Below are 13,719 nucleotides of genomic sequence, written 5' to 3'. Positions count from 1 at the left end.
GGTGACAGGTGACAGGTGACAGTAAGAAGGAAATAGGGAATAGATAGAAAGTTATTCTCCCCTGCTCCCCATCTCTTCTAATTAGATTCAGCCCAAGTTTTTGCCCAAGCGAGGGTTTGATGAACTTGTTCTAATGTGGGTGCTTCGCAATAAAGACGTAAAACAGGTTCAGTGCCACTAAAGCGAATCATTAACCAACTTTGATCAGCGAGACGGAATTTATAACCGTCAATTGTTTTGCAATCAATTACTGCTTTACCAGCAATTTCTGTTAAAGGTTGGCTTTGCAATTGTTGCAATAACCGTCCTCGCACGTCCATATTTGCTAAAGGTAAATCTATGCGATCATAGGTTGAACTGAAATTAGTTTGTTGTTGTAAGAGGCGATAATATTCACCTAGATCCAAACCTGATTCTACAACTGCTTCTAACACATACAATGCTGATAGTAGAGCATCTCTTTCAGGAATGTGGCTACCGTAGCCTATGCCACCAGACTCTTCACCACCTAGTAATACCTCTGAAGCTAACATTCTGTCAGCAATGTATTTATAACCAACTGCGGTTTCAAATACAGACAAGTTTAGTGATGCAGCGACAAGAGGAATTAAGTCAGAACCGCTAACTGTTTTGACGATTTCGCCGGTAAAGTTACGCCTGCGGGTGAGGTGGTCAATTAATATGGGGATTAATATTTGGGAACTGAGGAAATTAGCGTCTTTGTCTACTGCGGCAATGCGATCGCAATCTCCATCAAATACCAAACCCACAGTTAAACCTGATTTATGGCTTTCCCCATGATTTTTAATTACTGACAATAACCGAGAAAGGTATTTAGGTAAAGGTTCTGGCGCACCACCTTCAAATAGGGGATCACGATTGCTGTTGATTTCTTTTACTTGTTCACCTAATAGTCTTGCTAGTCCCCCAGCAGCAGCGCCGTGCATGACATCCACAAATAATGTTAATTTGTCAGATTTTATTGCTTGCCTAATTTTGTCAATATCAACTTTACCTTCTAATGCTCGACAATAACTTGGCCAGGGATCAAACTTCTCTTCCTTCCCTGGGTTAGCTGCAAGTGGAACTTCCACCGTTAACAGCCCTTCTATTTCCTGGGTAACTTCAGGTGGTACGGAACCGCCAAAAGCACTTTTAACTTTTAGTCCTAAATATGCACCAGGATTATGACTGGCTGTAATCACTAGCGCCCCTAAAGCATTGAGTTCTTTAGCAGCCCAACTAAATGCTGGAGTTGGGGCAAAAGTTTCGCTAAATAGTACATCAAAGCCAGCAGCGGTAACAGAATCAACAACCACACGGGCAAATTCTTCAGCCATAAAACGGCGATCGTAACCGACAATGATTGTACGACTACCAACCGTAGAAAAATACGTGTTATGTAACACTTTGGCGGCAACAGTTGCTACTAAGGCTAGGCGTTCAAAGGTAAATTCTTCGCCAATCACGCCTCGCCAGCCATCTGTACCAAACTTGATTGGATTAGTTAAAACTGGCATGGATATATCCTGAATTTCTAACTGAGGATTTTAGCATTTATACAATGTATTACGTAATTAGGATGATAATTACAAATGAGTTTGAGCGGCTAGGGCAATCCCTAATGGTAAAATTCGATGTTCCTGAACTTGAATTCTAGCGTGAAGTGTTTCTGCTGTATCATCTGAGAGTACAGGTACTGCGGCTTGCATCAAAATTGGACCACTGTCCATTTCTAAAGACAGGAAATGCACCGTACAACCAGTAATTTTCACCCTAGCTTCTAAAGCTTGTTCTACAGCCCGAACACCCTTAAAACTAGGTAAGAGGCTGGGATGAATATTGATAATTTTGTTAGGAAACGCATCAATTAATACTTGTGTCACCAGACGCATCCAGCCTGCCATAATTACCAAATCTACATCATACTGCCGCAATGTCTGCACAATTTTCCTGTCCAATTCTTTGCGGTTTTTGTAGTCCCGATGATTTAAAAGTACAGCTTTTACACCTCGATTTGCAGCTCGTGTTGCTGCCTTAGCGTCGGGATTATTGTAAATTAAAACTGGAATTTCGGCGTTTAGTTTTCCTGCCTCGATAGCTTGGGCAACTACCTCAAAATTGCTGCCATTTCCAGAAGCCATAATCCCCAGTTTCAAGGGAGTGGCTAGTGGTAATTTTTCACTAGAAATATCGGGAGAAATTAGACTAGTAGCATTAATTAGGGAATCTTGAATCATAAAATGTCGATAAAATTACATAGATATACATTTAATCACCAATATTGCCATGAAAACATCCCGTTCTTCCCGTTTGCAACTACTGGATAATGATACAGTCGCGGCTTGGATTTTTCTAACACCCGCACTGATTTTGTTAGGAGTGTTTATAATTTGGCCAATTGCCTATTTGTTTTATCTCAGTTTTACTGCGGGTATTTTCACTTCTAATGGCATTCATTGGGTTGGCTTCAAAAATTATTGGCGTTTGTTACTAAACTCTGACTTTTGGCAAGTTATTTTTAACACAGTTTATTTTACTTTTGGTAGCCTTGTTCCCAGTTTGGTAATTCCCTTGGGAATAGCAGTGTTATTAAATCGCTCATTCGCTTGGCTTTTAATTTTGCGAAGTGCTTATTTTCTGCCTTCAATTACCTCTCTTGTAGCTGCTGGTTTGGGATTTCGCTGGTTGTTTCAAAATACCGGACCAGTAAATGAGCTTTTAAAGATATTTTCTATTCCAGAAATATCTTGGTTAGCAGATACTTTTTGGGCAATGCCAGTCATCATTTTATTTAGTATTTGGAAACAAATAGGTTTCAATATGGTGGTTTTTTTGGCTGGGTTGCAAGCAATTCCTCTTAGTCGTTATGAAGCAGCAGAATTAGATGGAGCTAATGGTTGGCAACAATTTTGGCATATTACTTTACCTGGACTACGACCGACTTTAATCTTTGCCACTGTTACGACTGCTATTTTTACATTGCGAAGTTTTGAGCCTGTTTATGTGATTACAGGTGGTGGTCCTTTAAATTCTACCAATTTGCTGGTTTATTACACTTACCAAGAAGCTTTTGGTCAATTTGATTTTGGTTATGCCGCAGCTGTAGCCACGGTGTTGTTAATTGTTACTTTGTTACTAGTTTATTTGCAGTTAAGAACTTGGAGAGATGAGTAATATTGTCTTCGCCGAAAGAGTTATGATTGGGGCTGACACGGGGACGCGGGGACACGGAGATGGGGAAGAAGAGGACGCGGGGACGCGGAGAAAATGAAGAATAACTTAATTACCAATTACCAATCACCAATCACCAATCACCAATCACCAATCACCAATCACCAATCACCAATTACGAATTACGAATTACGAATTACGAATTATTTAAAACTCTCGTCGTAAGAAGATTAAGATGGCAATTGCTAATAGCATGAAACTGTACATTAAGCCATAGCCTGCATTACCAATTAATGTCATTGTGTCAGGTATTGCTTGGAATCCATAAACAGCATCATTTTTCAAATCTAAGCGAGATAAATCTGGGAGTATAAGATATAAACCTTGTGTGAAGCTTTCTACACCTGGGTTTTGACTCAAACGACCAAGAGCGACTAAATCTTGAGTAATATTCCCCATTAAATAGACAGCAAATGTTAAAGCTGTGGCTATGATAGAACTGGTAAAAACTCCTAATGTGATAGCTACTGCTGTAATTAAAGATAACTGCAAAAACAAGAAAAATGATGCAATTAGGATGCTAAAAATTGGATAAGACATTTTGCCAAATTGCAAAAATCCCAGGTAAATAACTGTCATAGAAAAGACTATTACAGCTAGAACTGCGGATAAACCTAAGTATTTACTAGCAATAAATTCACTACGACTTATGGGTTTGGCAATTAACATTAAAATAGTCCGCTTTTCAATTTCTTTATTAACTAGTCCTGTACCTATAAAAACAACAACAATTAAACCGATTACGTTCATTGTTGCTAAACCAAAGTCTAAAAATATTTTATCCTGGCTTGTGGCTGCAAATTCAAAAATTGCCCGATTAGCAACAGCGAGTATGAGTGCATAAAAACCAATAATGTACAGGATGCGATCGCGGATCACTTCCTGAAACACATTTTTTGACATTACAAAGGTTCTAGTTATGTTCATGGTGATTGGTGATTGGTGATTGGTGATTGGTGATTGGTGATTGGTAATTGGTAATTAAGTTATTCTTCATTTTCTCCGCGTCCCCGCGTCCCCGCGTCTCCGTGTCTCCCCATCTCCGCGTCCCCGTGTCCCCGTGTCTCCCCATTTCCCTACTGCTGTGGTGGTGGTGAACCAAGGAAAAATCTACTAGTGCGATCGCAATCAATTCCTGCAACTGCATTTTTATTTTCTGGTTGTTTGATGGCTGCAATTGGTTGGATGCGACAAGATTTTTGGAGATAAAAACCGCGTTTATTTGCACTAGGACCAGTCCAAATACTCAGGATATCTAATCTATATCCAGAGTTAACATTGACTACACGGGGTTCAACCCGCCATAATTTCCTCTCTGCATATTGTGCTAGATTTTTATCGATCATTCTATTACCCAAGTTTCCCACTTGCTGGTTGGCTTCTAATAACCATCTTTCTACTTCTGACCAAGGTCGCGTCACTATTTGTTCTTCTATTAGAGGCTGAACTTTATTCAAAATCATAGCCCCATTTTGTGGTATTTTGGCTTTTGGCTCTAGTTTAATTACAAAGGTGCTACGTTGAAAATCATCTACTAGTAAACTGGGATATTCTTTTAACCATTTATCTATGACGAAGTAAAACTGAATCCAGCAACTAATTAGCATTGACCAAGCAATTAAAATGATAATTTTTTGGCGGTCTTGCTGTTTAGGAAGAGTAGCTTTTGTGTTTGTACCTGTTCCTACAAAAAATTCTGGGATTGCGGTAATGATTGCCGCAATTGTTGGCCAAAAAACTATAGTTTTAGGTGTAACTAAATTCACATCACGACTAAAAGCGAAGACACTCACTAAAAAAGCAGTTACCAATGCTCCCACTGGCATAAAAGTTCCGGGAACTCTTAAAGGGTCGTCGGTGGTATACCAAGCTGTACCAGCTATTAAGAAGACCCAACCTGAAAATGCAATTACATCTTTTACATAACCTAGAGAGAAATATGACATTACCAAAGAAAAAACACTTAAGTAAATTAGTGTTTGCCAAGAGAAAGCCTTGGGAGGCATTAAAAGCTTTTGAATTCCTAAGAATAAACCTTGAACAAAATTAAAGAGAATGATTATTTCTTTAAACAATGATGCATTCATATTTTTACCTCTATTTTTTTGAATGTTTAAGGATGTTTTTGTGGAGTTTAAATTACTTCAATCCTCCAGAGTAGGTACGAATTAATAAAATAATAGTAATAGCACCGTAGCTAAGGGAATTGGCTATTAAAGTAGTAGTAATTAAATTGGTGTTTCGTAATTTTGCTTTGTTGGTTAATTTTAATCTTTGGCGTTGAGAAAGTAGTGTATTGTCTTCGCTTTTAGTAAATTCTCCCAAAGACACAATTAATGTTTTTAATAAAAAAAACTTAATTAAAAAAGTAGTAAAGAATATAATAAAGCCAAAGATGACAAGATAGCTTTGAGTTGCGAGATTTTTGAAGTTATTAAAAAACACATAGCTAATTAATTCTGACTTGATGTTTATCGGTAATATTGGCTCGGCTATAAAAAATATAGTCCAGCCAATGACACTAGAAAAAACATTCATGGCAATGGCATAAAAAATGCTGGTTTTTTTGTCAAATTTTAGCCAGAGATGGAGAATATAACCTTCTATGGGAATAGCAACTAGTAAGAACAAAGTTTCAAACACAATTGCCCCAATGGGTAAAATTCTGGGAAGTGATAATTCTTCAGACATAAAGTTAAATAAATTTTGGATTTTGGTTTTTGGATTTAACCCACCCACTAAAGGATGAGAACTAACACTTGAGATTTTAAATTAAAGATTTTTCTTACCCATCAGGGTTAAATGAGCAACCTAAATCTAAAAGGTATCATTTGTCAAGAGTCAGGGGTAAAGGTAGAGTATAACTGAGATGGTACGGATGATGGAGGCAATTATCTCATCAAAGAAGAGAATAGGGAACAGGCAAAATTTTTACTTACATCCTAGTGATTTTATTGTAAATAAAGCAACCCCATGCTTACGGGAGAACCAGCTATAAAGTTTCTGAAAAGCATTCCTCATCAGCTTTTTAAATTTTTAATTATTAATTTTTATTACGCAAAGCGTTGCTAGTTTAGGTAAAATGGGAGACGGTGACGTTACAGCTTTTCCAGAAATGACAAGAAATGGCATTGGTATTCGCACAGCGCAAGTGCGTTCTGAACGGCTCATTGGCCAAATTCACGTCTATGATGGTATTGGCAAAGGTAAGTCCCAAGCGGCTTTAGGGGTGGTTTTGCGCTCGATTGGTTTGGGAATAAATACACCGAGTGATTCTAATCGCGTTCTACTGCTGCGGTTTCTCAAAGGACCAGAACGTGATTATGATGAGGATGGAGCGATCGCAGCTTTACAGCGTGGTTTTCCCCATTTGATTGATCAGGTTCGCACGGGGAGAGCCGAGTTTTTTGGACATGATGAGATTACCCCTTTTGACCGAGAGGAGGCTTTGCGGGGTTGGGATGTGGCTAAAGGTGCGATCGCATCAGGGTTATACTCGGTTGTGGTTTTAGATGAAATTAACCCGGTTTTAGATTTGGGTTTGCTTCCTGTCGATGAGGTAGTAAAAACTCTAAAATCTAAACCCCAGGAATTGGAAATTATTGCTACCGGACGAGCGACACCGCAACAGTTACTCGATATTGCGGATTTACACTCGGAAATGAAACCTCACCACCACCCGACAGCAGCAGCACTGTTTATTGAGGGAATTGAAATTTATACAGGTGCGGGTAAGGGTAAATCTACAAGTGCTTTGGGTAAGGCTTTACAAGCGATTGGGAGAGGAATTAATCATCCCGGTTCTACTCGTGTATTAATTATGCAGTGGTTGAAGGGTGGTAGTGGTTATACTGAAGATGCAGCCATAGCGGCTTTACAGCAGTCTTATCCAGAAGTGGTGGATCATTTACGCTGTGGTAGAGATGCGATTGTATGGCGTAATTCTCGCCAAGAATTAGACTATGTGGAAGCAGAAAGAGGTTGGGAAATTGCCAAAACTGCGATCGCATCTGGAATTTATAAAACCATCATTCTCGATGAACTCAATCCTACTGTTGATTTAGAATTACTTCCTGTTGATCCCATTGTGCAAGCTTTATTGCGTAAACCCCGCGACACAGAAGTTATCATTACCGGTCGTTGTCAAAATCAACCTGCATATTTTGATTTAGCTAGTATTCATTCTGAGGTTTATTGTCATAAACACTATGCTAATCAAGGTGTGGAATTGAAACGGGGGGTAGATTTTTAAATGGATAAGATCCCGGACTTATGAAGTCGGGGATCTAGTTTTTATTTGGGTTGAGAAAACCCAACCCAAAAATCACTATTAGCGATGTTCTTCTTGATTTAACCAAGTTACTAAATCAGCAACTTCAGAAATATTAAACAACGCCGCACCTAAATTTTCTAGCTGTTCCACAGGTAGGAATTTAACTCTTTCTACTATTTCGGAATCAAGTTTTCCAAACCTTTGATTAAGTAAACGTAGACAAAATTTAACTTCTCCTTTTTGTTCTCCCTTCTGCAAAATGTCCTGATAAATTACTGATTCTTGCATAAGATCCTCACTTAACAATTGACGAATAAAATCTTTTTCAAACCGCAAACCTGCTAAAATCTCTGTGTAAGCTGCAATATCCTGTTTAGTCTCCCTATCTGCAATTTTAGCAACATTATTGGCAATTTGGGATAATAAACCTTGGGGTGAATTTGTCCGAGTTAATGGCGCTAATGGTAATAATGGCAGATTATCCAAAAATAATCAGGGTTAGCGCATCTCAAACCCTATTGACAGAGGAATTAGAGCAGAGGAGAATAGTTTGCTATGGATGCTGCTAACACAGAAACCATGTATTGATCATTCATCGCAGCTCGCCTTGACTTTTGTCGAATACTACGACGAAAAGTAGGTTCTCGGTCTAAGGCATTGAGGGCAATGCGACGTAATAAAGCAAAGTTTTGTGGACTGTGCATAGAACGGATTCGAGATTCATCTTCATGGAAAGTGACATCTAATGTCCAATGAACGGAGTTTTCAATCCCCCAATGTTGTCGAATTGCACTACCAATTTTGTTAGCATCACTCTTGAGACTAGTGATATAAAATTGCACCTCATGGGTAGTTTTATTCCAATGCTGAATCTTACGAACTACCATGACTACTGTTGTCAATCCTGCCCATTGGTTTTGTTCATAAAGAGCTGGTAATTCTAAAATTGGAACAGTATAAACTGTGCGATTTTCGATGCGATGATGTCCTTTTTCTACACGTTGACTAATACTGACATCAACACCTTTAAAGTCTAGTGATTGTGCTGTTTCAAACCAATTTTTTACTTGTTGATGTAGTGTAGGATGATTATCTTTTAGGCTGAAAATATAATCAGCATTTTCAGCTATAATTTGTTCGGCAATTGATTTTTGCGTACCCATTGCATCAATAGTGATAATACAGCCAGATAAGTCCAGAGTCTCCAACAGTGCTGGAATGGCGGTGATTTCATTTGATTTACAACTGACCTTTGTTTGCCCTAGAATCAACCTATTTTCACAAGCCCATGCACTCACTGTATGCAAGGCTTTTAGTTTCGATTCTCGGTCATATGACCCTCGATGAGTTTTACCATCTATAGCAACTACTTCTACACCCAATTTCTCCACTAATGATTGCACCCAGTTCCGAAAACATTGCTCAAATTCTTTGGGGTTTATTTTCTCAAATACTCTTCTAAATGTATCTGGACTGGATATCCCTCAAAAATACAGATTATACTGAAAACGGGTAACTAATAGACTTTTGCCAAGGCAAAAGTCTTTGTATATCAATACTCTTGGTGATTTTAAAACCAAAGCTTTAAACCGTTCTTAGTATATTGGTAAAACTTATGCCTCAGTGTCGATCACCTCAACTAAACCTACATAAACTATTAATTTAAACCCAAGATTCTAAAGCAAAATTATAGACTTGCTGGATACGTTGGAAATCATTGTCTGTTGAGACTACAGTAAGACTGTAGTGAATTGCAGTAGCCGCTATCCAAAGATCATTATCCCCAAAGCCGAGAGTTTGAATGTTAAATTTCCGCCGTTCACTTTTTTCTTTAGGTCCAAATGTATTAACAAGTTTACCTTTAAGATCACCGTAAATATTTGAGATTGATAAATTAATAGGATAAAGGTCTATCGTATTTAGAAAAGATTGAATCCTTTGCAAATTTGCATCTCTTTGTTCAGATTTGACTGCCATATAAAGCAGTTCTCCACGGACAATAACGCTAGTAGTAACACCTTTGTCGCCATGAAATTGTAGTTCTTGAATAAGATGAGGTTCACCAAAGATAATCCGACTACAATGATTAGTGTCTAGGAGATACATTAAAATTCAGCCTGAGAACGAGTGTCATAAACAAGTTGAAGACATTCTTCAAAATCATTACCTTGCCAAGTACAGGCAAATTGTAGCAAATCTTTAGCTTTAGAACCGCGTAATATTGGTTCTTCGTCTTTGTGAGAAATATCTACTGGTTTAATTTTTCTGGTTTTGAGGTATTCGAGATAGTCCAGGGTTTCTTCTAGTATTGATTCAGGAACAGCTTCAATTGCGGCTAGGAGTTTTTCTTTAATAGTGGTCATGATTCTGGTTAGAAATTAATAGTATTTATTTTACATTATTAATATAGTATTTGCTGTAAGTAGGTAGATTTAGCAGAGAGAAGTTATAAAATTAATTGCCAAAACTGCGATACATTTCCTGCTGTCCCGCAAGGAATACAGTTAGCTAAGTCGCAAAGCGTCCCCTGATAAATCCGGTATCACTTCTGGAATCTATAAAACTATCATTCTCGATTATTTGAGCGTTAGCTATAAGAATTAATAATCTACTCTGTAGATTAATTATTATTTATTAATGTATGTATAAACTCCCTTGTACTGAACACAAACCCTGACGAATGTCATCATACATACTTCACCGATAAATAAACTAGCAAAAACTCTAATTCCATTGTTTTACCTACTATATGTACTGTAAACAATTAGACTTATTGCAAAATTTCTAGAGTTGAAAACTACTACTAACCATTTCCTGATATCCTGAAACCGAGAACAATCAAAATCTAGGAAAATGGAAACCCCAACCCCGAAAACCCCCAGTTGGTTTGTTCGCAGAGATATAGATGGCTTATTTGGCCTCGTACTAGATAACCTAATTCAAATATTATTAATTGTCAGTTTATGCCAAACCGTACTAGGTTTTTCACCTTCCCTAGTTTACGGACGCATCTTACCAGGAATTGCTTTAAGTCTAATTATCGGTAATTTTTATTACGGTTGGTTAGCAAAAACACAAGGCACAAAAGAACAACGTGATGATATAACCGCCCTTCCCTATGGTATCAATACCATCAGTCTATTTGCCTATATTTTCTTAGTTATGTTACCTGTGCGGCTAACAGCACTCACCACAGGAATACCCCCAGAACAAGCCTCAGAATTAGCATGGCAAGCCGGTATAGTGGCCTGTTTAGGTTCGGGTTTAATTGAACTTTTAGGTGCTTTTATCGTCAACCCCTTACGTCGCATTGCCCCACGTGCAGCTATGCTTTCCACTCTCAGCGGTATTGCTATTACCTTCATTGCTATTGGTTTTTTATTCCGTACCTTTGCCCATCCCATTGTCGGTTTAGTTCCTTTGGGTGTAATACTTGTCACCTACTTTGGTAAAGTCCGCTTTCCCATTCCTGGGGGTTTATTATCCGTATTATTGGGAATTGCCCTAGCTTGGGGAACAGGTTTAGTTACTTGGGATAATGTTAAATTTACGGAAGCTGTTGCACCTCTGGGTTTTTATTTTCCTAGTATATACATAGGACAACTGTGGGAAAGTCGCACGGTTTTAGTAGAATACCTAAGTATTATTTTACCAATGGGATTATTTAACCTAGTTGGTAGTATTCAAAACTTAGAAAGTGCCGAAGCTGCGGGAGATACTTACCCAGCCGTACCGTCTTTAGCTGCTAACGGGATTGGTACTATTGTGGCTGCGGTGTTTGGTTCTTGTTTCCCCACAACTATCTATATCGGACATCCCGGATGGAAAGCATTAGGGGCAAGAGTGGGCTATTCTATCGCCAATGGTATAATTATGGGCGTTTTGTGTTTAAGTGGTGCGATCGCCCTATTTGCCTATTTTGTCCCCATTGACGCAGGTATGGCCATTGTCCTGTGGATAGGTATTGTCATCGTCGCTCAAAGTTTCACCGCTACACCCTCTTACCACGCGCCGGCGGTAGTTGTAGGCTTGTTACCAGGTATTGCGGGATGGGGGGCATTAATCGCTAAAAATGCCTTGCGGGCGGCGGGTTTAGGCACACCAGAAAAGCCATTTACCCCGGCATTAATTGAGCAATTTAAATTAAGTGACACCTTTATTGATGGGGCATTTGCTTTAGAACAAGGTTTTATTTTTTCAGCGATGATTTTAGCAGCTATTACCGTTTTCATCATTGAAAGAGATTTTAAAAAAGCGGCTTATTGGTCTTTAGGCGGTGCGGTTTTATCTTGGGTAGGTTTGATGCACAGTTATCAATGGACAATTGCCGATACAGTTGTTAATTTAGGTTGGGGAACTGGTGGTAATTGGGCTGTAGGCTATATTTTATTGGCTATTTTGTTTTTCTATGTTTCTTGGCAAACAAGACAAAAACGCGAATAATATTGTATCCGATCAACAGATAGGAACTCTTGTAGAGACCTTCCATGAAACATCTCTACATTACGTAAGGTGATTTGCTGGTTATATAAAATTCTAAAATTTTCTCAAAAAAACAGTGATTTCCCGTAAAATACCAAGTAACTATTGGAGTAATTAAAAAGCTCTGGCTATCCAAAAAATTCATGGATGAGCTTTTCATATTTCGCCATTATTTTGTCAACTATTTTAGGAAATCAGCTAAATGCCCCAAATCAACAGCACAATGATGCAGTATTTTCACTGGTATATCGATCCCGATTTAATCCTGTGGAATGATGTAAAAAACAAAGCTCAAGAATTAGCTGATGCAGGTTTTACGGCTTTGTGGCTACCACCAGCCTATAAAGGAATAGCAGGTGGTTATGATGTGGGATATGGCGTATATGATATGTACGACTTGGGCGAATTTGATCAAAAAGGCACAATTCGCACTAAATATGGCGATCGCCAACAGTATTTAGATGCTATTCAAGCACTTCAAAAACAGGGTTTACAAGTCTACGCAGATACTGTACTCAATCACAGACTGGGAGGAGATGAGAGCGAAGTCGCTAAAGCCACACCATTCTCCCATAATAATCGGCTTAATCCCAAAGGTGAGCCACACGATATCAATGCTTATACCCATTACACATTTCCCGGTCGTCAAGGCAAACATTCCGACTTCCAGTGGCATTGGTGGCACTTTGATGCTGTAGATTATGATGATTATTCCCAAGAGCAAAATACTATCTATTTATTTGATGGTAAAAAATTTGATGATTATGTCGCTTTAGAAAAAGGTAATTTTGCCTTTTTGATGGGATGTGATGTGGACTTTCAATCCCAGGAAGTCAGAGAAGAAATAACTCGTTGGGGTGAATGGTATCTTGACACTACGGGAATTGATGGTTTCCGTATAGATGCAGTTAAACATATTTCCGCTTGGTTCTTTCCTCAATGGTTAGATCAACTCAAGGAATATGTGGGCAAAGATTTATTTGCAGTGGGTGAATATTGGGAGGACGATATCACCTCATTGCACTGGTATCTCGATACTGTTGAGAACAAAATGTCCTTAATTGATGTTCCTCTCCACTTCAATTTCCACCGTGCTAGTAAATCAGGTGGTGACTATGATATGCGGTGCATTCTTGATGGGACATTAATGCAGGAACGACCCACTCAAGCTGTCACTTTTGTGGAAAACCACGACTCCCAACCATTGCAAGCTTTAGAATCAACTGTTGAACCTTGGTTTAAACCTTTGGCTTATGCTTTGATTCTTCTCCGTGGCGAAGGTTATCCTTGCGTATTCTATGCTGACTATTATGGTGCAGAATATGAAGACAAGGGCAGAGATGGCAACGATTACAAGATTTTTATGCCTTCTCATCGTTGGTTAATTGACAAATTTCTCTATGCTCGTCAGAATCTTGCTTATGGTCCACAATATGACTATTTTGATGACCAAAATGTAATTGGCTGGACAAGACTAGGAGATACAGAACACCCCAAAGGGCTGGCTGTAGTTATGAGTAATGGATCTGGTGGTAGTAAATGGATGGAAGTTGGTAAACCTAACGCCAAATTTTACGATCTGACTGAACAGATTAAAGAACCTGTTTATACGGGTGAAGAGGGTTGGGCTGAGTTCCCTTGTCAAGGTGGCTCAGTTTCGGTGTGGATTCAAGATTGATGAATTTAAAACTCAAATAGGTTTTTGATCCTATTTGATTGAAAGCATTAGC

Annotated in this window: 13 protein-coding genes; 4 read left to right on the top strand and 9 right to left on the bottom strand. The window is 38.7% G+C overall.

Annotated elements, in window-relative coordinates; genetic code table 11:
- Window positions 1-77 precede the first annotated feature (77 nt).
- Together ANA7108_RS0123985 and purN are read right to left on the bottom strand one after the other, a co-directional pair.
- Window positions 78-1,520, bottom strand: coding sequence for a phosphoglucomutase/phosphomannomutase family protein (locus tag ANA7108_RS0123985; RefSeq protein ID WP_016953379.1), 1,443 nt, complete (start codon window positions 1,518-1,520; stop codon window positions 78-80).
- Window positions 1,521-1,589: 69 nt separating this feature from the next.
- Window positions 1,590-2,240 (bottom strand): phosphoribosylglycinamide formyltransferase, encoded by a 651-nt coding sequence (gene purN / locus ANA7108_RS0123980; RefSeq protein ID WP_016953378.1) that lies wholly within the window; start codon window positions 2,238-2,240, stop codon window positions 1,590-1,592.
- 49 nt (window positions 2,241-2,289) lie between these two features.
- Here purN and ANA7108_RS0123975 point away from each other — a divergent pair, with 49 nt between their 5' ends.
- Entirely contained in the window at window positions 2,290-3,177 is an 888-nt protein-coding gene (locus ANA7108_RS0123975; RefSeq protein ID WP_016953377.1) for a carbohydrate ABC transporter permease, read from the top strand.
- Window positions 3,178-3,381: 204 nt separating this feature from the next.
- Here the strand turns inward: ANA7108_RS0123975 and ANA7108_RS0123965 are convergent, their stop codons facing one another.
- The 3 genes from ANA7108_RS0123965 to fraC form a co-directional block, all read right to left on the bottom strand.
- Window positions 3,382-4,161, bottom strand: coding sequence for an ABC transporter permease (locus tag ANA7108_RS0123965; RefSeq protein ID WP_026104420.1), 780 nt, complete (start codon window positions 4,159-4,161; stop codon window positions 3,382-3,384).
- 149 nt (window positions 4,162-4,310) lie between these two features.
- The gene (fraD, locus tag ANA7108_RS0123960) at window positions 4,311-5,321 is read right to left on the bottom strand and encodes a septal junction protein FraD (protein ID WP_016953374.1); all 1,011 of its coding nucleotides are present in this window, start codon (window positions 5,319-5,321) and stop codon (window positions 4,311-4,313) included.
- A 52-nt stretch (window positions 5,322-5,373) separates the two neighbouring features.
- A complete protein-coding gene (gene fraC / locus ANA7108_RS0123955; protein ID WP_026104419.1) occupies window positions 5,374-5,925 on the bottom strand; it encodes a filament integrity protein FraC in 552 nt (183 codons plus the stop codon).
- A 424-nt stretch (window positions 5,926-6,349) separates the two neighbouring features.
- On the opposite strand from fraC, the gene ANA7108_RS0123950 reads away from it, so the two are divergent.
- Window positions 6,350-7,486 carry a cob(I)yrinic acid a,c-diamide adenosyltransferase gene (locus tag ANA7108_RS0123950; protein ID WP_026104418.1) on the top strand — a complete coding sequence of 379 codons (1,137 nt, stop codon included), beginning with the start codon at window positions 6,350-6,352 and terminating at the stop codon, window positions 7,484-7,486.
- 78 nt (window positions 7,487-7,564) lie between these two features.
- On the opposite strand, the gene ANA7108_RS27865 is transcribed toward ANA7108_RS0123950, so the two are convergent.
- The 4 genes from ANA7108_RS27865 to ANA7108_RS0123930 all read right to left on the bottom strand — a co-directional run bounded on the left by ANA7108_RS27865 (window position 7,565) and on the right by ANA7108_RS0123930 (window position 9,870).
- Entirely contained in the window at window positions 7,565-7,993 is a 429-nt protein-coding gene (locus ANA7108_RS27865; RefSeq protein ID WP_016953371.1) for a DUF4351 domain-containing protein, read from the bottom strand.
- Between the two features lie 44 nt (window positions 7,994-8,037).
- Entirely contained in the window at window positions 8,038-8,949 is a 912-nt protein-coding gene (locus tag ANA7108_RS27860) for an ISAs1 family transposase (RefSeq protein WP_237741570.1), read from the bottom strand.
- 220 nt (window positions 8,950-9,169) lie between these two features.
- Window positions 9,170-9,613 (bottom strand): type II toxin-antitoxin system VapC family toxin, encoded by a 444-nt coding sequence (locus tag ANA7108_RS0123935; protein ID WP_016953369.1) that lies wholly within the window; start codon window positions 9,611-9,613, stop codon window positions 9,170-9,172.
- Window positions 9,613-9,870 carry a hypothetical protein gene (locus ANA7108_RS0123930; RefSeq protein WP_016953368.1) on the bottom strand — a complete coding sequence of 86 codons (258 nt, stop codon included), beginning with the start codon at window positions 9,868-9,870 and terminating at the stop codon, window positions 9,613-9,615. The genes ANA7108_RS0123935 and ANA7108_RS0123930 overlap by 1 nt, the downstream gene beginning before the upstream one ends.
- Window positions 9,871-10,360: 490 nt before the next feature.
- Between ANA7108_RS0123930 and ANA7108_RS0123925 the strand changes: the two genes are divergently transcribed.
- Both ANA7108_RS0123925 and ANA7108_RS0123920 read left to right on the top strand, forming a co-directional pair.
- Window positions 10,361-11,950: a hypothetical protein gene (locus ANA7108_RS0123925; RefSeq protein WP_016953367.1), complete on the top strand. Its 1,590-nt coding sequence runs from the start codon at window positions 10,361-10,363 to the stop codon at window positions 11,948-11,950.
- Between the two features lie 241 nt (window positions 11,951-12,191).
- Window positions 12,192-13,667, top strand: a complete 1,476-nt coding sequence (locus ANA7108_RS0123920) for an alpha-amylase (protein WP_016953366.1) — start codon at window positions 12,192-12,194, stop codon at window positions 13,665-13,667.
- Window positions 13,668-13,719 lie beyond the last annotated feature (52 nt).

The organism is Anabaena sp. PCC 7108 (assembly GCF_000332135.1).
GTDB lineage: Bacteria > Cyanobacteriota > Cyanobacteriia > Cyanobacteriales > Nostocaceae > Anabaena.
The sequence above is the reverse complement of the archived record's forward strand: the minus strand, read 5'-3'. Positions and strand labels throughout refer to the sequence as shown.